The sequence below is a fragment of the Pseudomonas sp. NFX183 genome, from assembly GCF_047943075.1.
Lineage (GTDB): Bacteria > Pseudomonadota > Gammaproteobacteria > Pseudomonadales > Pseudomonadaceae > Aquipseudomonas.
In genome coordinates this window covers 1951663-1971203 of record NZ_CP181333.1, presented here as the reverse complement: position 1 = coordinate 1971203, position 19541 = coordinate 1951663, and the positions used below count along the sequence as shown (strand labels likewise).

The window sequence follows — 19541 nt, the reverse complement described above, 5'->3', positions numbered from 1 at the left end:
AAAGATTTCTCCGGCGATCCGTTTCTGATGATTTCCATGCGGCCGCTCGCAAGTGCGAGGGCCAAACAGGAGGGGGCGTAGTCTAATTACTTATTGGCGTCAAATAATTGGCTAGATTTATTCGCTATCTAGTTAATGCCAAACTATTGACCTTCTGGTCGCCATCCTAAACAATTGGCCCTGTAATGTCACATTGATATTCATGCGGCGAACCGTCCTACATGTGTGAAGCAGTTCCGCTTTTTGAACTTTCCGACGTACGGTCATTACGGTAGCCATTATCCGACTCAGCGAGGCCAATCGCTGTGATTTGAGACAAGAAGTCCTGGGGAATTTTTAAATGCGTTTGCACCTGTTCAAGGCAATACCGTTCGTACTCGCCGCCAGTTTTGTACAAGCCCAAACATTGCCCCAGGCCATGCAACAGGCATTAGACGTGCACCCGGAAATTCAAGCCGGCGTGAATAGCCGTATCGCCGCTGATTACGATTTACGCGCTGCACAAGGTGGTTACTTGCCTCGCGTAGACCTGAACGCCGGTTATGGTCGTGAAGGCACCGACGATTCCAACACGCGCGCCGCCAGCGGCCCGAACGGCAACCAGTGGGACACCCACAACCGCGGCGAATCGAGCCTGCGTCTGCAGCAGATGATTTTTGACGGTTTCGCCACCTCCAGCGAAGTCGGGCGCCAACAAGCCAACGTCAATTCCCGCGCTTACTCCTTGCTGGGTACTTCCGAGCGCACCGGGTTGACTGTCGCCCAGGTGTACCTGGATGTGCTGACACGCCGTGAGTTCGTGCGCCTGGCTGAAGAAAACCTGCGCAACCACGAACGCATTTACGACCAGATCAAGCTGCGCACCCAGCGCGGCGTCGGTAACGGTGCCGACCAGGACCAGGCCGAAGCGCGTCTGGCCCAGGCCCGCAACAACCTGATCACCGAGCAGACCAACCTGGCCGACTCCCAGGTCAATTACCTCAGCGCCGTCGGCCAGATGCCCGACCAGCTCGAGCGCCCGGCGCCGTTCGTGGCCATGCTGCCGGCTGACTTCAACGAAGCACGCCGCCAGATGCTCGACAACAGCCCGGTCCTGCGTTCGGCCGAGTCGGATATTTCCGCCGCCGAAAGTCAGTACGAAGCTGCCAAGTCCACCTTCTACCCGCACTTTGATGCAGAGCTGGGCACTAATGCCGACAACAACGTCGGCGGCGATGCCGGCCACAGCAACGGTTGGGAAGCCATGGTGCGCATGCGCTTCAACCTGTTCGCCGGTGGCAGCAACAAGGCTGACCTGCAATCGAAGTCCTACCAGGCCAACCAGGCACTGGATATCCGCAACAACGCCCTGCGCCAACTCAACGAAGAACTGGGCCTGGCCTGGAACGCCTTGAACAATGCCAACGCGCAATTGCCGGTAGCCCAGCAATACGTGGATCACAGCACCCGCGTGCGCACCTCTTACCAGCAGCAGTTCAGCCTGGGCCAACGTACCCTGCTCGACTTGCTCGACAGCGAGAACGAATTGTTCACCGCTTCGCGTCGTCTGGAAGAGATCAAGAACATTCAGTTATTTACTCAATATCGAATCAAGGCGACCATGGGCGAATTGCTCAAAAGCCAGGGCGTGGTCGCACCGATGGCCTCCGTCGTACAGAACGACGTGAAGCCAAAAGTCCAACTGCCTGGGATGAATTGAGTCACCCCTATAGCCCCATCTGTTAGTCGAGAGTGCAGCGCGTGGAATCCGAAGTCAGTCGAGTTCATCTCAGTCATGATCCACGCACGCTGCACGACGACCCGTTACTGGACGGGTTGTTGGCACTTTGTGCCTTGCATCAAAAACCGGCCAGCGCGGCCATGCTCACCACCGGCCTGCCGCTGCCTTCGCAGCGCCTGAGTGCCGAGTTGCTGCCGCGCGCAGCCGCACGTGCCGGCCTGCAAGGGCGGGTGCTGCAACGCAAGCTGGAACAGATTCCGACCATCGCACTGCCGGCGCTGCTGTTGCTCAAGGACGGTCGCAGTACCGTGCTGGTGGGTTGGCAAGGCGAAGACGAAGCCCGCATTCTGCTCAGCGAAAGCGACGGCGGTGAAGTGCTGATCAAGCGTGAGCTGTTGGTCGACGATTACATCGGCAAAGTTTTCTTCGCCCAGCCGCAGCACAAATTCGACGTCAACCATGGCACCCTGATCCCGCGAGCGCGCTCGTGGTTTCGCGACACCCTCAAGCGTTCGCGCTGGCTCTACACCGACGCCATCGCCGCCAGCTTCCTGATCAACATCATCGCCATGGCGGCGCCGCTGTTTGTGATGAACGTCTACGATCGAGTAGTGCCCAACCAGGCCACGTCCACCTTGTGGGTGTTGGCCGTGGGCATCGGCGGCGCGTACCTGTTCGACCTGGTGCTCAAGAGCCTGCGCAGCCTGTGCCTGGACCTGGCCGGCAAAAAGACCGACCTGATCATCTCGGCCACGCTGTTCGAGCGCATTGTCGGCATGTCCATGAAGTACCGCCCGGCACGGGTCGGCAGCTTCGCGCAGAACATCCATGAGTTTCAAAGCCTGCGCGATTTCCTCGCGTCGCTGACCCTCACCAGCCTGATCGACCTGCCGTTCACCCTGCTGATTTTCCTGGTGATCGCCATCCTCGGCGGCCACCTGGTGTGGATTCCGGTACTGGCTTTCCCGATTGCCCTGGGCATCGGCTACGCCCTGCAAAAACCGTTGGTAGCGACCATGGAGCGGACCATGGCCCTGGCTGCCGAGCGCCAGTCGAGCCTGATCGAAACCCTCGCAGGTTTGGACGCGGTCAAGGTCAACAACGCCGAGAGCGAGCGTCAGTACGGCTGGGAACAAACCATCGGCACCCTCAGCCGGCTGGAGCTGCGCGTGAAGTTGCTGTCGGGCCTGTCGATGAACATGACCCTGCTGATCCAGCAACTGGCCGGCGTGATCATGATCGTGTTCGGCGTGTACCAGATCATCGACGGCAACCTCAGCATGGGCGGCCTGATTGCCTGCTACATGCTCAGTGGCCGTGCGCTGAGCCCGCTGGCCTCGTTGTCGGGCCTGCTGACCCGCTACCAGCAAGCCAAGGTCACCATGACCTCGGTGGACCAGATGATGGAGCTGCCCCAGGAGCGCAATTTCGAAGAACGCCCGATGAGCCGCCGCACCCTGCAAGGTGCCATCGAGTGCCGTGGCCTGAACTTCACCTACCCGAACCAGCAGAACGCCGCGCTGAAAAACATCAACCTGGTGATCAAGCCCGGCGAAAAAATCGGCATCATCGGCCGCAGCGGCTCGGGCAAAAGCTCCCTGGCCAAACTGATCGTCGGCCTGTACCAGCCCGACTCCGGCGCCTTGCTGGTGGACGGCGTGGACGTGCGCCAGATCGACGTGAGCGAGTTGCGCCACAACATCGGCTACGTCGCCCAAGACATCCAGCTGCTGGCCGGCACCCTGCGCGACAACCTGGTCTCGGGTGCGCGTTATGTCGAAGACGAAATGGTCCTGCAAGCCGCCGAACTGGCCGGCGTGCACGAATTCGCGCGCCTGCACCCGCAAGGCTATGAACTGCAAGTTGGCGAGCGTGGGCAGAACCTGTCCGGCGGCCAGCGCCAGAACGTCGCCCTGGCCCGTGCGCTGTTGCTCAACCCGCCCATCCTGCTGCTGGACGAACCCACCAGCGCCATGGACAACACCGGTGAAGAACGCTTGAAACAACGCCTGCAAGCCGTGGTGCAAAACAAGACCGTGGTGCTGGTCACGCACCGTGCCTCACTGCTCTCGCTGGTGGACCGCCTGCTGGTGGTCGACCGTGGGCAGATCCTCGCGGACGGCCCGAAAGCCGTGGTTATGGAAGCGTTGAAAAAGGGGCAGATCAGTGTTGCTTAACTCCATCAAAAGCGCGGTCGGCCGCTACTTCAAAGGCTCCGATTCGTTGCAGGGCCAGCCGCTGCCTGAGGTCAACAAAGCGCTGATCGAAGATGCACCGCGGGTCATCCGCCTGACCATTTGGGCAATCATTGCGTTCTTCGTATTTTTGGTCGTGTGGGCGGGCTTCTCCAGCATCGACGAAGTCACCCGTGGCGACGGCAAGGCGATTCCGTCGTCCAAACTGCAAAAAATCCAGAACCTGGAAGGCGGCATCGTCTCCGAGCTGTTCGTCAAGGAAGGCCAGATCGTCGAAGCCGGCGCGCCGCTGATTCGCCTCGACGACACGCGGTTTGTCTCCAACGCCGGCGAAACCGAAGCCTTGCGCCTGGCCATGCAACTGCGCGTCGAGCGCCTGAGCGCGCAAGTGGACGACCGCCCGCTGAACATTCCCGACGACGTGCTCAAGGCCGCACCAAGCCAGGCGGCCAACGAGCGCTCGCTGTATGAAAGCCGCCGTCAGCAGTTGAAAGACGAAGTCGGCGGTTTGCAGGAGCAACTGGTGCAGCGTCAACAGGAACTGCGCGAGTTCACCTCCAAGCAAGGCCAGTACCGCAGCCAGTTGTCCCTGCAGCGTCAGGAAATCAACATGTCCGAGCCGTTGGTGGCCCAGGGTGCGGTGTCGCCGGTGGAAGTGCTGCGCCTCAAACGCGCCGAGATGGAAACCCGCGGCCAGTTGGACGCCACCACCCTGGCGATTCCCCGTGCGGAGTCGGCGATCAAGGAAGTGCAGCGCAAGATCGACGAAACCCGGGGCAAATTCCGCAGTGAAGCGCTGACCCAACTCAACGAAGCGCGCACCGAGCTGAACAAGGCCGAATCCACCGGCCGCGCCCTCGAAGACCGCGTCAGCCGCACGCTGGTCACCTCGCCGGTGCGCGGTATCGTCAAGCAGCTGCTGGTCAACACCGTCGGTGGCGTGATCCAGCCGGGCAGCGACATGGTCGAAATCGTGCCGCTTAACGACACCCTGCTGGTGGAAGCCAAGATCCGCCCGCAAGACATCGCGTTCCTGCACCCTGGGCAAGAAGCGATCGTCAAATTCACCGCCTATGACTACACCATTTATGGCGGGCTGAAGGCCAAGCTCGAACGCATCGGTGCTGACACCATCACCGACGAAGACAAGAAAACCACCTACTACATGATCACCTTGCGCACCGACCGCAGCCATTTGGGCACCGATGAGAAGCCGCTGCTGATCATCCCCGGCATGGTCGCCTCGGTGGACATCATCACGGGCAAGAAAAGCATCCTGAGCTACCTGCTCAAACCGATCATCAAGGCGCGGGCCGAGGCGTTGCACGAGCGGTAATCTCTATCGCCTGCCAGGGCCTCATCGCAGGCAAGCCAGCTCCCACATTTTGATTTGTGAACACATTCAAATGTGGGAGCTGGCTTGCCTGCGATGGCGCCATCAGCTTCACCACAGACCCCCACCCTAATGCATATCGATATTCACTAACGGTATTTAATCGCCCGTTCTTATATCTATAAAGTCACTCCCCTGTCCGACCGGGAGTGCCCTCATGTCCGCCACCTCTACTGTTCCAACAGCGACCCCAACCGCCCAAACCTTCGAAATCCGCCCATTCCCCGGCAGCGTTGGCGCCGAGATCGTCGGCCTGGATTTGTCTCGCCCGGTTAACGACCAGGACTTCGCACGCATCCACCGCGCGCACCTGGATCACCACGTCGTGGTGTTCCGCGACCAGCGCATCACCCCCGAACAACAGATCGCCTTCAGCCGCCGCTTCGGTGTGTTGCAGATCCACGTGCTCAAACAGTTCCTGCTGGCCAACCACCCGGAAATCCTGATCGTCTCCAACATCATCGAAAACGGCCAATCCATCGGCCTGGGTGACGCGGGCAAGTTTTGGCACTCGGACCTGTCCTATAAAGAGCTGCCAAGCCTGGGCTCAATGCTGCACGCCCAAGAGCTGCCCTCCGAAGGCGGCGACACACTGTTTGCCGACATGCACAAAGCCTGGGACCAACTGCCCGAGCCTCTACGCAAAGCGGTGGAGGGCCGCAGCGCCGCGCATTCCTACACCGCGCGCTACAGCGAAACCAAATTCGAAGGCAACTGGCGGCCAACCCTGACGCCTGAGCAACTGGCCCAAGTGGCCGAAGTGGTGCACCCGATCGTGCGCACTCATCCGGAAAACGGCCGCAAGGCGCTGTTCGTCAGTGAAGGTTTCACCACCCGCATCGTCGGCCTGCCTGAAGATGAAAGCCGCGACCTGCTGGCCCAGCTCTACGCCCACAGCGTGCTGGCGCACAACATCTACCGCCACCAGTGGCAGCCCCACGACCTGGTGTTCTGGGACAACCGCTCGCTGATCCACCTGGCCGCCGGTTGCCCGAGCCACCTGCGCCGCAAGCTGTTTCGCACCACCATTCAGGGCGATGCGCCTTTCTAATCCTGATCCTCGGCAAGAGAGTTGAAATGAACGCGCCCCTGCAAGGCCACGCGGCCAGCAACCTGAACACCGCCCAGCCGCTGTTGGCGGTGGACCACGTCAGCCTCGAATACCGCACCCCCGAGCGCGTAGTGCGGGCCACCCATCAAGTCAGTTTCGAGATCGACCCGGCTGATCGCTACGTGCTGCTCGGCCCTTCGGGCTGCGGCAAATCCACCTTGCTCAAGTCCATCGCCGGGTTTATCAAACCCTGCGAAGGCGAGATTCGCCTGCTCGGGCAAAAGGTCGAACAACCCGGCCCGGACCGCATCGTGGTGTTCCAGGAATTCGACCAGTTGCCGCCGTGGAAAACCGTCAAGCAGAACGTGATGTTCCCGCTGCTGGCGTCCAAAACCTTGAAGCGTCGCGAAGCCGAAGAGCGTGCGCTGTACTACCTCGAAAAAGTCGGCCTCAGCGCTTTTGCCGATGCTTACCCCCACACCTTGTCCGGCGGCATGAAAGCCCGTGTGGCGATCGCTCGCGCCCTGGCCATGCAGCCAAAAATCCTGCTGATGGATGAACCCTTCGCCGCCCTCGACGCCTTGACCCGACGCAAGATGCAGGAAGAACTGCTGCTGCTCTGGGAAGAGGTGCGCTTCACGCTGTTGTTCGTCACCCATTCCATCGAAGAAGCCTTGGTGGTGGGAAATCGCATCCTGTTGCTGTCGCCGCACCCGGGGCGCGTGCGTGCGGAAATCCACAGCCATCAATACGATCTGCACAGCCTTGGCGGTGTGGAATTCCAGGCGTCGGCGCGGCGCATTCATCGCCTGCTGTTCGATGAAGCGCCCGAGGCCGAACGTGAGTTGGGTTTCGCCGATATCCGCATCGCTTACTGAGGGGCCGACCTATGCGCCAGGAATTTGAAGTACACCTCGAACCGCTGCTCAGCGTCCCCGTTGAACGCGAGCTGCCGCTGCGCCAACGCTTGTGGCAGCAAGGCTGGCTGCGCAAGGGCCTGATCCTGATCGTGCTGGCGGTCCTCTGGGAGGCAGTCGCGCGTTACCAGAACAATGACCTGCTGCTGCCGAGCTTCTTGCAGACCTCTCAAGCGTTATTCGATGGCCTGCTCAGCGGTGAGTTGTTGAGCAAAGTGAGCATCTCGCTGGCGGTGCTGATCAAGGGCTACGTGATTGGCATCGTGCTGGCGTTTGCCCTGACCACGCTGGCGGTCTCGACCCAGCTTGGCCGCGACCTGCTGAGCACACTGACCTCGATGTTCAACCCGCTGCCGGCCATTGCATTGCTGCCGCTGGCCCTGCTGTGGTTCGGTCTGGGGCAGAACAGCCTGATTTTCGTGCTGGTGCATTCGGTGCTGTGGGCCTTGGCGCTGAACACGTATTCGGGGTTTCTCGGCGTGTCTGAAACGCTACGCATGGCGGGCCGCAACTACGGCCTCAAGGGCATGCGTTTTGTGCTGTTCATCCTGATCCCGGCGGCGCTGCCGTCGATTCTTGCCGGGCTGAAAATCGGCTGGGCATTTGCCTGGCGCACGTTGATCGCCGCCGAGCTGGTGTTCGGCGCCAGCAGCGGCAAGGGCGGTTTGGGTTGGTACATCTTCCAGAACCGCAATGAGCTGTACACCGACAAGGTGTTTGCCGGCTTGGCCGTGGTCATCCTGATCGGGTTGCTGGTCGAGAATCTGGTGTTCAACACCGTTGAACGGCTGACGGTGAAGCGCTGGGGCATGCAGCGTTGATATCTGTAGGAGCCTTCTCTTTCAAATAGGAATGATTGCCCTTTGCTCTGCTCGACCCGGATAATCCCGGCCGAACCTGACGTCGCCCTGACGTCAGGCATTCCCGGTAGAAGGATTTACGGCGATGCGGTTTTTTGTCTTGGCTGCGGCTTTATTTTTGTCGACGTCGGTGTTTGCTCAATTCAAGCCTGAAGCGGTGTCCATGCCCAAGCCGCATTACCCGGCAAACCTGGTCAACCTCCAAGGGCATGCGCGCATCAGCCTGAATATTCACAACGACGGAACCGTCAGCGATGTCAAAGCGATCAGTGCCACCCAGCCTGCATTCGGCGCGGCTGCCGTGGAGGCGGCCAGTCAATGGCGGTTCAAAGCCTGGGCGGTAAACGCCGATCAGCCAGCGGTGCTTGAGGCGCAAAACGATATGGTTTTCACGCCTGAACCGGCAAGCAAGGAAGAAGCGACTCAACTGTCTTTTACGCAAACTACCTATCAAACCTGCCGCGCGTTGAGCGAAGAAGTCAGCCAATTTCGCCGTGACCATCCCGCCCGCCCGTTGATCGCCATGAAGAGCTTTGCTATTACCCGTGTGGCGGTGATGTTTCCGGCGTTCACCGGTAAAAGCGACTACAACGAGAGCCTGGCCCGAGCCGATGAACTGGAACAATCCCTGCCGGATATCGTGCGCAAGTGTCAGGCTCATCCCAAATCCACTTATGCTCAGTACCTGCCGCGCAACTTGAGGCGCTACCTGTAAAGCCTGCTACGATTGCGTGCGCTTCACGCCCCACTGAACACGAGTGCTTGGCATGCAACTACCGGACATGAACCTGCTGGTCGCCCTCGACGCCTTGCTCGACGAGGGCAGTGTGGTCGGCGCCGCACGGCGGATGAACCTGAGCCCGGCCGCCATGAGCCGCACCCTCACGCGTATTCGCGAAGCGGTGGGCGACCCGATCCTGGTGCGCGCCGGGCGTGGTCTGGTGCCAACGCCCAAGGCGCTGCAGTTGCAAGGCCAGGTGCGCAACGTGGTGGAGCAGGCGGCGTTGTTGTTCCGCTCGGCAGACCAGGTTGACCTCAGCACCTTGCGCCGGCGTTTCAGCGTGCGTGCCAATGACTTCTTTATCGGCGTGTATGGCGGTCGGCTGTTCGACACCATGGAACGCATGGCACCGCTGTGCGAGCTGTGTTTTGTGCCCGAAGGCGACACCGATGACGAGGCATTGCGTGAAGGCCGGCTGGACCTGCGGGTGAGTAATTCCATGCCGTCCAGCCCCGAAGTGAAGGTGCAGAACCTGTTTTCCACCACCTTCGTGGGCCTTGCGCGCGAGGACCACCCACTGTTCGACGAAGAAATCACCGCCGCGCGGTTTGCCAGCTACTCCCACATCAGCATTTCGCGACGCGGCATCGCCCGCGGGCCAATCGACACGGCGCTCAATGCCCTGGGCCTGGAGCGCCGCGTGGCCATGATCGCCCCAGGCTTTCATGGCGCGATGTTCATGCTGCCCGATTCCGACCTGCTGCTGCCGGTGCCCAAGGAAGCCCTGCTGAGTGCCAATCGCCTGAAGCTGCCCCTGCGCGCATTCCAATTGCCGATCTCCTTGCCGACGCTGATGCTGGCCCAGTTCTGGCACCCGCGTTTCGACAAAGACCCAGCCCATAAGTGGCTGCGCGAAACCATGCGCGAAAGTTGCCACGCTACCTGGCTGGAAGCGCAGCCTTCCTGATTGTTGATTCTGGCGCGGTCAAAATGTGGGAGCTGGCTTGCCTGCGATAGCATCGCCGCACTTTTGCAGGCAGACCGAGGTGTTTGCATCGCGGGCAAGCCCGGCTCCCACAGGGTCAAGCGGTGGCCCAACAGTTGCGTCTGACGCACTTATAAGCTTCCGGCAAGTAACTTTTTGTTATGTGTGTGCCTGATTAAACTGCTCGGGTATTTCTAATCCCGAGTTACCTGTTCATGACCTCCCTCGCTGCCCCCGCCCTCCAGGCTGCAGCCAAACCCACTGCGCTCAACCCGCCCGTGTTCGGCCCGCGCATCATCATTGGCTTGGTCGGCGTATTGCTGGCGGTGCTGGTGTCCGGTCTCAACGAGATGGTCACCAAAGTCGCCCTCGCCGATATCCGTGGTGCGCTGTACATCGGTTTTGACGAAGGCACCTGGCTGGTCGCGGCTTATACGGCGACCTCCGTGGCGGCCATGGCCTTCGCGCCCTGGTGTTCGGTGACGTTTTCCCTGCGCCGCTTCACGCTGTGTGCCATCGGCGTGTTCACCGTGCTGGGCATCCTGTGCCCGTTTGCGCCGAACTACCAAACCCTGCTGGTGCTGCGCACCGTGCAAGGGCTGGCCGGTGGCGCGTTGCCGCCGATGCTGATGACCGTGGCGCTGCGTTTCCTGCCGGCCAACGTCAAGCTGTATGGCCTGGCGGGTTACGCACTCACCGCCACGTTCGGCCCAAGCCTGGGCACGCCGTTGGCGGCGCTGTGGACTGAATACGTCGGCTGGCAATGGGCGTTTTGGCAGATCGTCGCGCCCTGCCTGCTGGCGATGGCCGCCGTGGCCTACGGCTTGCCGCAAGACCCGGTGCGCCTGGAGCGCTTCAAGCAGTTCAACTGGCGCGGCGTGCTGCTGGGCTTCCCGGCGATCTGCATGCTGGTGATCGGCTTGTTGCAGGGCAATCGCCTGGACTGGTTCGAGTCCGGCCTGATCACCTTTCTGCTCAGCGGCGGCACGCTGTTGTTGGTGCTGTTTCTGATCAATGAATGGTCGCAGCCGATTCCGTTTTTCAAGTTGCAGATGCTCGGCCTGCGCAACCTGGCGTTTGCCTTGATCGTGCTGGCGGGTGTGCTGATGGTGCTGACGTCGGTCATCATCATCCCGTCGAGTTTCCTCGCCCAGGTTCAGGGTTACCGGCCGCTGCAAACTGCGCCGGTGATGCTGCTGATGGCGTTGCCGCAGTTGATTGCGCTGCCGTTGGTGGCGGCGCTGTGCAACCTGCGCTGGGTCGATTGCCGCTGGGTCCTGGGGATTGGCTTGAGCATGCTGGTGCTGTGCTGTGTGGGCAGCTCGCACCTGACGTCGGAGTGGATCCGGGACGATTTCTACGGCCTCTACCTGCTGCAAATCTTTGGTCAGCCCATGGCCGTGCTGCCGCTGCTGATGCTCTCCACTGGCAGCATCCAACCGATGGACGGGCCGTTCGCCTCGGCGTGGTTCAACACCGTCAAAGGCCTGGCCGCCGTGATCGCCACCGCCGTGCTGGACACGCTGACCACCCAGCGTCTGCACTTTCACTCGACCATGTTGGTGGACCGCCTGGGCAACTCGCCCCTGGCCGACGGCGACGCGCCGGGCCTGGCGCACCGCCTGCACGAGCAGGCCGTGGTGCTGACTTCTTCGGACCTTTATTACGTCATGGCCGCCGTCGCGGTGGCGCTGATTCTGCTGATTTTCTGGATGCCGACGCGGATTTTTCCACCGCGCGCACCGACCTAGCCAAAAGGATTTCTCATGAAACGCAAAGACAAAATTGCCGTCGCCGTTATTGCTGTGTTTGCCGTCGGTGTACTGGTTTATCTGGTTGCGCCCGGCCTGTTGGGCAGCAAGCGCCAGACCACCAACGACGCCTTCGTTGCCGCCGACTTCACCTTGGTGGCGCCGCGCGTGGCCGGTTTTATCAAGGAGGTGCTGGTGGAAGACAACCAGCGCGTGAAGGCCGGCCAGCTGTTGGCGTTGATCGATGACCGCGATTTTCGCGCCGCCGCCCAGGCGGCCGATGCCGACACGCTCGTCGCCCAGGCCCAACTGAAAAACGCCACCGCGACCCTCGAACGCCAAAGCTCGGTGATCGCCCAGGCCCAGGCCACCGTAGCGGCGGACCGTGCCGAAGTGGCTTTTGCCGAACACGAACTGAACCGCTACAACCACCTCGCCGGCGTAGGCGCGGGCACCGTGCAGAACGCCCAGCAAGCCAAGACCCGCATCGACCAGGCCACCGCGCGCCTGGCCAATGCCACGGCGGTGCTCGCGGCAGAACGCAAGCAGGTGGAAATCCTCACCGCCCAGCGCGATGCCGCCGAAGGTGGGCTCAAACGTGCCCAGGCAGCGCTCGAAATGGCCAGCTATCAGCTCTCTTACACGCGCATCGTCGCGCCGGTGGACGGCATGGTCGGTGAGCGCGCGGTACGGGTGGGCGCCTATGTGACGCCGGGCAGCAAGATCCTCGCCGTGGTGCCCTTGGCTGAGGCCTATGTGGTGGCCAACTTTCAGGAAACCCAGTTGTGGCACATGCACGCCGGCCAAGCCGTGCAGGTGCGCGTCGACAGCCTCGACGGCGAACTGCTCAAGGGTCATCTGGAAAGCCTTGCACCCGCCACGGGCGTGACGTTCGCCTCGGTCAAACCCGACAACGCCACCGGCAATTTCACCAAGGTGGTGCAACGCATTCCGGTGAAAATCGTGCTCGAACCCAATCAGCCACTAACCGAGCGCTTGCGTGTCGGCATGTCGGTGGAGGCCAGCGTCGACACCCAGCCTGTCGCGCAGCCGCGTGAGGTGGCCCAGCAATGAAGCCATTTGCCTGGCTCACCTTGAGCCTCATCAGCCTCAGTGCCTGTACCGTTGGCCCGGATTTCCAGCGGCCGCAAGGCCCGCACATCACCCAATGGGGCGAGCCCCAAGGGCGCCAAGCCGCCAGCCGCGCCGTCACCGAGCCTTTGCAGGAGCGTTGGTGGGACGTGTTCCACGATGCGCAACTCTCGGCCCTCACACGCCGTGCGCTCACCGATAACCTCGACCTGAAACTGGCCAGCAGCCGCCTGCAACAAAGCCGCGCCGTGCGCCAGGTGACCACCGCCGAGCGTTATCCCAACGTCAACGCCACCGGTGGTTATCAGCGTGAGCGCAACAGCGCTAAGGGCTTGAGTGATCCGTCCGGCGAGAATGGCCGTTCGGCGTTCAACCAATGGGACATGGGCTTCTCCGCCGCCTGGGAATTGGACTTCTGGGGCCGCGTAAAACGTGAAACCGAAGCCGCCGACGCCACCCTGCAAGTGGCCGAAGACGACCGCCGCGCCGTGCTGCTGTCGGTGCTCGCCGAAACCGCCCAGGACTACATCCAGTTGCGCGGTGTGCAGAACACCCGCGCCGTCACCGAGCAAAACCTCGACGTCGCGCGTCATAGCCTCAAACTCTCGCAACTGCGCCTGGCCGACGGTGTGGCGACCGACCTGGACGTGGCCGAAGCGGCTGCCCAAGTGGCCGCCATCGAAGCGCGCCTGCCGGATTTGCAGCAGCGCCAGGACCAATTGATCAACGCCCTGAGCCTGTTGATGGGCGAGCCGCCACAAGCCCTGCATGCGCAGTTGTCCAAGGACGCCGCCGTGCCGCAAACCCAGCGCCAGGTCGCCATCGGCTTGCCGTCGGAGCTGGCTGAACGTCGCCCCGACATCCGCCAGGCCGAAGCACGCCTGCACGCGGCCACCGCCACTATCGGCGTGGCCAAGGGTGACTTCTACCCGCGCATCACCCTGTCCGGCAGCCTGGGCTCCCAGGCCTTGCAGCTGTCGGATTTCGGCTCATGGGGCTCGCGTGCGTTCGCCTTCGGCCCGCAATTCAGCTTGCCGCTGTTCAACGGCGGGCGCCTGCAAGGCATGTTGAACCTGCGTGAAGCGCAGCAACAGGAAGCCGCGCTGGCCTACCAGCAAACCGTGCTGCGCGCCTGGCATGAAATCGACGACCAACTGACCCGCTACAACGCCAGCCAACTGCGCCGCGACAGCCTCGCCGAAGCGGTGCGCCAGAACCAGATCGCGTTGAGCACTGCGCAACAGCAGTACGTCGAAGGCGTGGTGGATTTCGTCAACGTGCTGACCGTGCAAAGCGCGCTACTGGCAACGCAAGAGCAATGGGTTGAAAGCTCCACCGGCGTATCGCTGGCCATGGTCGGGTTGTACAAGGCGTTGGGTGGCGGTTGGCAGTCTGTTTATCCCGCAGGCTAAACACAACACCCTGTGGGAGCGGGCTTGCCCGCGATGAGGGCATATCACTCAACATCACGTTGACTGAACTGCCGCTATCGCGGGCAAGCCCGCTCCCACAAGGGGTACTGCGTGATTACGGATTCTGCAGAAAAACCACATACCCGCGAAACCACTCATTCCCCTTCAAATACCCCGGCGCCTCCCACACGCCGCCCTGAATCAAGCCGACCTTGAATGGCAGCCCCAGCCGGTTCATGCGCGGTAAATACGCGGCGTAATCCGGGATGCTGTGGCGCCCTTGATACGTCTGCACCACCACTTCATCCACCACGCCTTTGAGCTGCGCGATGGCGGTTGGGTCGGCATTGCTGCTCCAGTCCATCAGCCCGGTGATGCTCAGCTTCAAGTCGGCGGGCAGGCGGTGGCGCAGGTCGCGCAGGAAGTCGGCGTATTCGTGCAGGTATTGGGTGCGGGCGTCGAAATCGATCTGGATGCCGACCACCGGGTTGCCCGCGTCGCGCCAGCGTTGCACCTGGCCGAGCAGTTGGGTGTAGACCTGTTCTGGCCAGTGCAAAGTGTGGGCGCGGTAGACCACCCAGACGTCGCCCCGGGTAAGGCGCGGGATGCCGAGGCCTTGGGCGATCAGTTGCACGCCGCGCTCGGGGGCGCGGCGGGTGGAGTTGATCTGGCCTTGCAGGATGTACAGGGTTTTTGCCTGCTTGAGGACTGGCTGTGGAGTAACGCCACTCCACAGCCAGAAGGCGTCGTAGTCGCGAGCATCTACGGCGCCAAAGGCCGGGCTTGCCAGCAGGAGCAAGCCGAGCCACAGGTGCTTCACCAGTAGTACTGCAGCGCTTTGCCCCACTGGGTGTCGGCGAAGCCGCTTTTGAGCTGGCGGAACCAGGCCTTGCGCACGGCAGGTTCAACGTCATCGCCGCCGCAGCTGTTGTAGCCGGCCGGTGCATAGCAGTTGATGGCGCGGAACAGTGCGTAGGCTTTGTCGTTCTTCGGCGCCTTGGCGTTGGCGATCACCTGCTTGTAGCCGTTGAGCCGCGAGAAGGTTTCACCGGGGAATGGCGACGCGGTGCTGCCCAGGCTGCCGGCGGCGCGTGTCTGCTCCAGGGGCATGCCGTCGAGGTTATTGCGCAAGATGAATTCACCAAAGCAGTTCAGGGCTTGCGGGTTTTTCGCATCGGTTTGCAAGGTGGCGGCGGTTTGCGCGATGGTCGGGCAGCTGTAGCCGGATTCGGCTTTTTCACCGTTCCACTGGAACAGCTTCAAACTCTGGCCGCCGCTGTAGACGTAGCCCAGGCTGGTGCCCAGCTTGTCTTCAGGGGCCGGCGTTGGCAGTTGCTTGAGGTCTTCGGCGAAGGTGGCGAACTGGCCGCGCAGCAAGTCCTTATAGAGCAGCACGAATTGCGCGGTCTGGCGCTCCACCGGGTCGTCGGCTTTGGCGATCTGCTGGCGCAGCAAGTCAGGCCCGGCAACGTTGCGCAGCAGGATGTAACGCACTTGCTTGGCGCTGATCGGCGAATCGGCGGCGAACACGTTGGCCAGCTGGCCGCTGCGCTCGTAGTTGAGTGCCAGGGCCAACTCCAACTGGTCGCGTTGCAGCGCCAATTTGGCCAGCGGCAGCAGTTGCAGCCACAGGTCTTGTGCGCCTTTCCAGTCTTGCTTGGCTTCCAGGGCCAGGGCGCGCAGGGTTTGTTGGCTGAAGGCGAAGTAATTCAGGCTCGACGGCACGCTTTGCGGCAACTGCTTCAAGGCGGCATCCGGTTGATGCTCGACGTACAGCGCGCTCACGGCTAACAAGTAGTCGTAAAACGCCGGCTCATCGGCAAACGCTGCTTTTTGCTTCTCAAGGTCTGCGCGGCTGAGCGCGGGCTGGTTGCCGCCACGCATCACCATCAGGTCGCTGACGAGTTGGATCATCGGCGTCTTGACCGTGTCGCTATTGACCATCAACAGCTTGAGGTCGGCCTCTTCGACCAATTCATCCACCGACACATTGCGCTGCTCGTCGGTGGCCTGGGTCAGCTGCCAGGCAAACGCCTCGGCGAGTTTTTCGTTGTCGTCCGCCAGCCAGTAAACCCGGCGCAGCAAGCCGCGCGCAGAGGCGCTGTACTCGCCCTGTGGATAAGTTTTCAGATACGCGTCGAAGCCTTTCTCGGCCTCGGCGAGCGCAGGTTTATCCACACGGTCGAGGTGCGGCACGCCGTCTTCGTCATAGGTGTTGGCCTGGGCCTGGTTGAGTGCGTTGCGCGCGGTCATGTACAGCGCGGTTTCTTTCAGCCAGGGCGAAGTAGCGTTCTGGGTGGCGACGAAGCCAGGCCCGGCGTCGGTGAAACGGCCGGTGTAGAAATCGGCGGCGGCTTGCAGGTACGTGCGAAACAGCTGACCTTCGGTCGACTGGATATCTTGCGGCGGCTCCACCACCGGGCCTACCCATTCACAGGCGGTGAGCAATTGCAGGCGCGCCTTCACCAGCAGATCGCGTTCGGTGGCTGGCACGTCGGCTTTGACCACCTGGCTGATAAACGCGGCGGCGCTGTTTTCGTCGTTGCTGCGGCAGCGGCTGCCTTCGCCATTGAGAAACGCATCGCCGGCAGCTTTAGCGTCGTCGCGCTTGATGCCCAGCGGTTCAAGCAGTGCATCGAGTGGCGAGGTGTTGGGGGCGTCGGACGTGCTGACCGGCTCGGCTTCGCCACGCGGCACAAGGCGATACACCGGGAACGGCACCGGGCCAAAACCCTCGGCCAGGTCATCTTCGCTCAGGGCATTGGGCGTCAGCGGCGCGGCTTTCCTGTCGGCCAGCAACAAGCGCAGATTGGCCCGGCTATCATTGCCAGGGCTCAGGAACGGCAGATTGTTGCAGGGGTCCAGCGTGTCACGCGACACCCGCCAGTCGGGGTAACACGAGTCGTCCGAACTGGCCTGGGCCGGTAGGGAAATGCCGGCAAGCAGGGCCAGAGCCAGAGGTGACAAAAAACCGATGCGCATGACGTGTCCTTGATCCTGAGTCCTTGGAGGGTGCCAATCATAGCTTGATCCGGCAGCAGCTTCGGTGAAGGCCTACACAAATTGCTGATTTGTCCGATTTTTGGTCGTGGCAATGCTCAGCGAAATCCAGGCGCAGTGGCGGGTCTATGAGCTTCAAGTCAAATCCCGCGGTGTGCCGCCCGACGGTTGTAAAACAGCGAGCGAAACCGGGGCTTTTGTCCTAGAGTGGCGCTTGTTTGCGCGTGTGCAGGGTTTGCCCGGGAAATGGGCAGTGTCAGGGGAATTGAGGTGCGACGGTCTGTGGTAGAGCAAGACGACAAAATTGGGACGTTTCCCGCAGTCAATCGCCTCACAGGCGCCTGGGAGGGTGCCGGTTGGCTCAGCCGATTATGGTGGGTGCCGATTCTGGCGCTGGCCATGGCCGTGCGTTTCTATGGCCTGACCGCTTCGGCGATCTGGGGCGACGAAGCGTCGAGCCTGCTGCTCAGCGAATACGCCATGGAGGACCTGTGGTTTCACGCCGCCCATGATGTGCACCCGCCGCTGTACTTCTTCATGCTGCGCGGTTGGATCGAGCTGTTTGGCGATGGCATCTGGTCGATTCGCGGCATGAGTGCCCTGCCCGGAATCGCGGCAGTGGGGCTGGGCATCTGGCTCACGCGACAGCTGTCCACGCGTCGGGCGGCAGTGCTGGCGGGCGTGCTGCTGGCGTTGTTCCCGACGGCGGTGCGTTACAGCCAGGAAGTGCGCATGTACTCACTGCTGGCCGTGTGGTTGCTGGGCGCCACGCTGGCGCTGGTGTACTGGGTGCGCCAGCCCGAGCGCACGCGTTACCTGGCCGTCTATGTAGTGCTGATGGCGGCCGGGTTCTACACCCACTATTTCACCGCGCTGTGTGTGCTGGTGCATTGGGCTTACCTGGGCGTGTTGTGCCGCTCACAGGCACCCGGCCAACGCTTGATCATTCGCCCGTCGTGGTGGTGCGCCAATGCGCTCATTGTGGCGTTATACCTGCCGTGGCTGCCGAACCTGCTGGACCTGACGCAGCACATTGAGCAGCTCAAGGTTGGCGGTGACATTGGCTGGGAAGATCCGGTTTCGCTGATTTCCGTGCCGTCGATGGTCTGGCAGTTCATGCTTCAGGATGAAGGCATCGGTTTCTGGCCGCCGCTGTTCTGGCTGTTCCCGCTGCTGTTGATCGCCGTCGTGGGCATCGCGGCCTGGCGTGATCGTGAGCGCTATCGCCCGGCATGCCTGCTGGCGCTGTTCTTCCTGCTGCCGCTGTTGCTGGTGTACGGCGTCTCTTTCATTTCCCCGGTATTTATCGAGCGCTACCTCACGGTCTACTCACTCGGCTTGCCGATCCTCATGGCCCTGGCCATCGACCGCCTGCCCAAACGCCTAGCATGGTTGGGTGCGGCGTTGTTTGTGTTGTTCGTGGGTGTGGAACTGCTGGGGTTGAAGAACAACGCCACCGTGGATGTGCATGATCAATTCAACGTGCCGGTGGAGTTCGTTAACCGCAACTATCAGGAAGACGACCGCATCGTCCTCAGCGATATGCTGTGGTACTTGCCCTACGTGTATTACGACGAGACCGACGCCCAATTGCAGCTCTACACGCCCCCCAAACCCGACGGCACGCCGACCCGGCCGAACGCCTACGGTTTCGGCACGTTGGTGGATCAGGACGGCGGGCGTATTTACCTGGACCGTTTGTCGGCATTACCGGCCGATACGCACCGCGTGTGGCTGATCAGCAGCACGGATATGCCGGACGAGTTCGCCCCGATTCCCGCCGATTGGCGCCAGCTTCTGCAGCAAGTCGGCGGCGGAGCGCGGGCGCGCTTGTTTGTGCTGTGCCGCGGGCCAGAGCCCTTGCAACCCGAGGGTTGCCGCTAATCAAGCATCGGCATTAAGTACATGCCCGGAACGCCTGTTCCGGGCCAATCCCTTCGAAAACACTCAGCGGGTTTACGACTTCGTTGATGGCACAGCAGTGCGTCACGCGGTTGTTGGCCTGGCTGGCGCCTGGGCTAGACTCACAGGAATGGTCTTTGTAGGAACCCACCATGGAATCGCCTGTGCACAGCTTGCCGTCACTGTTCAAACAGCTGGGGCTGCCGGATGACCCGGTGAGTATCGAGCAGTTTGTGACGGTTCATTCACCGCTCAAGCCTGAGCTGCATCTGGCCGATGCGTTTTTCTGGACGGCCAGTCAGCGAGCGTTTTTGCGCGAAGAGATTTTGGAGGATGCGGATTGGGCGGAAGTGGTGGACCAGCTGAGTGTGTTGTTGCGGACGGGGCGTGAGGGGTAAAAATAGTGGCCTCCCTGGTGTTTGGGATTTTGCCGACGGCTTGTACCGATAACCGTCAGGTGCGAGGCCAACGCTGACCCATGTGGGAGCCAAAGTGGAAAAACCAGCACGCCCACTCAAACCCGCTTTACTTACCCACAGCGC

15 protein-coding genes are annotated in these 19541 nt (G+C 61.7%); 13 read left to right on the top strand and 2 right to left on the bottom strand.

What is annotated here, in order from left to right; genetic code table 11:
* The first annotated feature begins 340 nt into the window (after positions 1–340).
* The 11 genes from ACM530_RS09120 to ACM530_RS09070 all read left to right on the top strand — a co-directional run bounded on the left by ACM530_RS09120 (position 341) and on the right by ACM530_RS09070 (position 14097).
* The gene (locus ACM530_RS09120; protein ID WP_145159602.1) at positions 341–1699 is read left to right on the top strand and encodes a TolC family outer membrane protein; all 1359 of its coding nucleotides are present in this window, start codon (positions 341–343) and stop codon (positions 1697–1699) included.
* A gap of 41 nt (positions 1700–1740) precedes the next feature.
* Complete coding sequence (locus ACM530_RS09115) at positions 1741–3897, top strand: type I secretion system permease/ATPase (protein ID WP_119738405.1); 2157 nt, start codon at positions 1741–1743, stop codon at positions 3895–3897.
* Complete coding sequence (locus tag ACM530_RS09110) at positions 3887–5251, top strand: HlyD family type I secretion periplasmic adaptor subunit (RefSeq protein WP_106577304.1); 1365 nt, start codon at positions 3887–3889, stop codon at positions 5249–5251. The genes ACM530_RS09115 and ACM530_RS09110 overlap by 11 nt, the downstream gene beginning before the upstream one ends.
* Positions 5252–5465: 214 nt before the next feature.
* Positions 5466–6359 carry a TauD/TfdA dioxygenase family protein gene (locus tag ACM530_RS09105; protein WP_416364635.1) on the top strand — a complete coding sequence of 298 codons (894 nt, stop codon included), beginning with the start codon at positions 5466–5468 and terminating at the stop codon, positions 6357–6359.
* A 26-nt stretch (positions 6360–6385) separates the two neighbouring features.
* A complete protein-coding gene (locus ACM530_RS09100; protein ID WP_145159606.1) occupies positions 6386–7237 on the top strand; it encodes an ABC transporter ATP-binding protein in 852 nt (283 codons plus the stop codon).
* An 11-nt stretch (positions 7238–7248) separates the two neighbouring features.
* On the top strand, positions 7249–8097 hold the full coding sequence (locus tag ACM530_RS09095) for an ABC transporter permease (RefSeq protein WP_242201692.1): 849 nt from the start codon (positions 7249–7251) through the stop codon (positions 8095–8097).
* A 124-nt stretch (positions 8098–8221) separates the two neighbouring features.
* Positions 8222–8851 (top strand): TonB family protein, encoded by a 630-nt coding sequence (locus ACM530_RS09090; protein WP_416364634.1) that lies wholly within the window; start codon positions 8222–8224, stop codon positions 8849–8851.
* A 52-nt stretch (positions 8852–8903) separates the two neighbouring features.
* A complete protein-coding gene (locus ACM530_RS09085; RefSeq protein ID WP_416364633.1) occupies positions 8904–9824 on the top strand; it encodes a LysR family transcriptional regulator in 921 nt (306 codons plus the stop codon).
* A gap of 233 nt (positions 9825–10057) precedes the next feature.
* Positions 10058–11593, top strand: a complete 1536-nt coding sequence (locus ACM530_RS09080) for an MFS transporter (RefSeq protein WP_262208238.1) — start codon at positions 10058–10060, stop codon at positions 11591–11593.
* Positions 11594–11608: 15 nt separating this feature from the next.
* Positions 11609–12667 carry an HlyD family secretion protein gene (locus ACM530_RS09075; RefSeq protein ID WP_106577311.1) on the top strand — a complete coding sequence of 353 codons (1059 nt, stop codon included), beginning with the start codon at positions 11609–11611 and terminating at the stop codon, positions 12665–12667.
* Positions 12664–14097 carry an efflux transporter outer membrane subunit gene (locus ACM530_RS09070; RefSeq protein WP_416364632.1) on the top strand — a complete coding sequence of 478 codons (1434 nt, stop codon included), beginning with the start codon at positions 12664–12666 and terminating at the stop codon, positions 14095–14097. The genes ACM530_RS09075 and ACM530_RS09070 overlap by 4 nt, the downstream gene beginning before the upstream one ends.
* A gap of 115 nt (positions 14098–14212) precedes the next feature.
* Here the strand turns inward: ACM530_RS09070 and ACM530_RS09065 are convergent, their stop codons facing one another.
* Positions 14213–14917, bottom strand: coding sequence for a DUF3142 domain-containing protein (locus ACM530_RS09065; RefSeq protein WP_262208234.1), 705 nt, complete (start codon positions 14915–14917; stop codon positions 14213–14215).
* Positions 14914–17079, bottom strand: a complete 2166-nt coding sequence (locus tag ACM530_RS09060; RefSeq protein WP_416364631.1) for an outer membrane assembly lipoprotein YfiO — start codon at positions 17077–17079, stop codon at positions 14914–14916. The genes ACM530_RS09065 and ACM530_RS09060 overlap by 4 nt, the downstream gene beginning before the upstream one ends.
* A gap of 288 nt (positions 17080–17367) precedes the next feature.
* Between ACM530_RS09060 and ACM530_RS09055 the strand changes: the two genes are divergently transcribed.
* Entirely contained in the window at positions 17368–18981 is a 1614-nt protein-coding gene (locus tag ACM530_RS09055; protein ID WP_416364630.1) for a glycosyltransferase family 39 protein, read from the top strand.
* Positions 18982–19151: 170 nt separating this feature from the next.
* Positions 19152–19397, top strand: coding sequence for a DUF2789 domain-containing protein (locus tag ACM530_RS09050; protein ID WP_145159625.1), 246 nt, complete (start codon positions 19152–19154; stop codon positions 19395–19397).
* Positions 19398–19541: the final 144 nt, after the last annotated feature.

Excerpts from the sequence above, each read along its gene's own strand:
- ACM530_RS09050 (WP_145159625.1), top strand. The coding sequence starts at position 19,152 with ATGGAATCGCCTGTGCACAGCTTGCCGTCACTGTTCAAACAGCTGGGG.
- ACM530_RS09060 (WP_416364631.1), bottom strand. The coding sequence starts at position 17,079 with ATGCGCATCGGTTTTTTGTCACCTCTGGCTCTGGCCCTGCTTGCCGGC.
- ACM530_RS09100 (WP_145159606.1), top strand. The coding sequence starts at position 6,386 with ATGAACGCGCCCCTGCAAGGCCACGCGGCCAGCAACCTGAACACCGCC.
- ACM530_RS09095 (WP_242201692.1), top strand. The coding sequence starts at position 7,249 with ATGCGCCAGGAATTTGAAGTACACCTCGAACCGCTGCTCAGCGTCCCC.
- ACM530_RS09085 (WP_416364633.1), top strand. The coding sequence starts at position 8,904 with ATGCAACTACCGGACATGAACCTGCTGGTCGCCCTCGACGCCTTGCTC.
- ACM530_RS09080 (WP_262208238.1), top strand. The coding sequence starts at position 10,058 with ATGACCTCCCTCGCTGCCCCCGCCCTCCAGGCTGCAGCCAAACCCACT.
- ACM530_RS09070 (WP_416364632.1), top strand. The coding sequence starts at position 12,664 with ATGAAGCCATTTGCCTGGCTCACCTTGAGCCTCATCAGCCTCAGTGCC.
- ACM530_RS09120 (WP_145159602.1), top strand. The coding sequence starts at position 341 with ATGCGTTTGCACCTGTTCAAGGCAATACCGTTCGTACTCGCCGCCAGT.
- ACM530_RS09105 (WP_416364635.1), top strand. The coding sequence starts at position 5,466 with ATGTCCGCCACCTCTACTGTTCCAACAGCGACCCCAACCGCCCAAACC.
- ACM530_RS09090 (WP_416364634.1), top strand. The coding sequence starts at position 8,222 with ATGCGGTTTTTTGTCTTGGCTGCGGCTTTATTTTTGTCGACGTCGGTG.
- ACM530_RS09075 (WP_106577311.1), top strand. The coding sequence starts at position 11,609 with ATGAAACGCAAAGACAAAATTGCCGTCGCCGTTATTGCTGTGTTTGCC.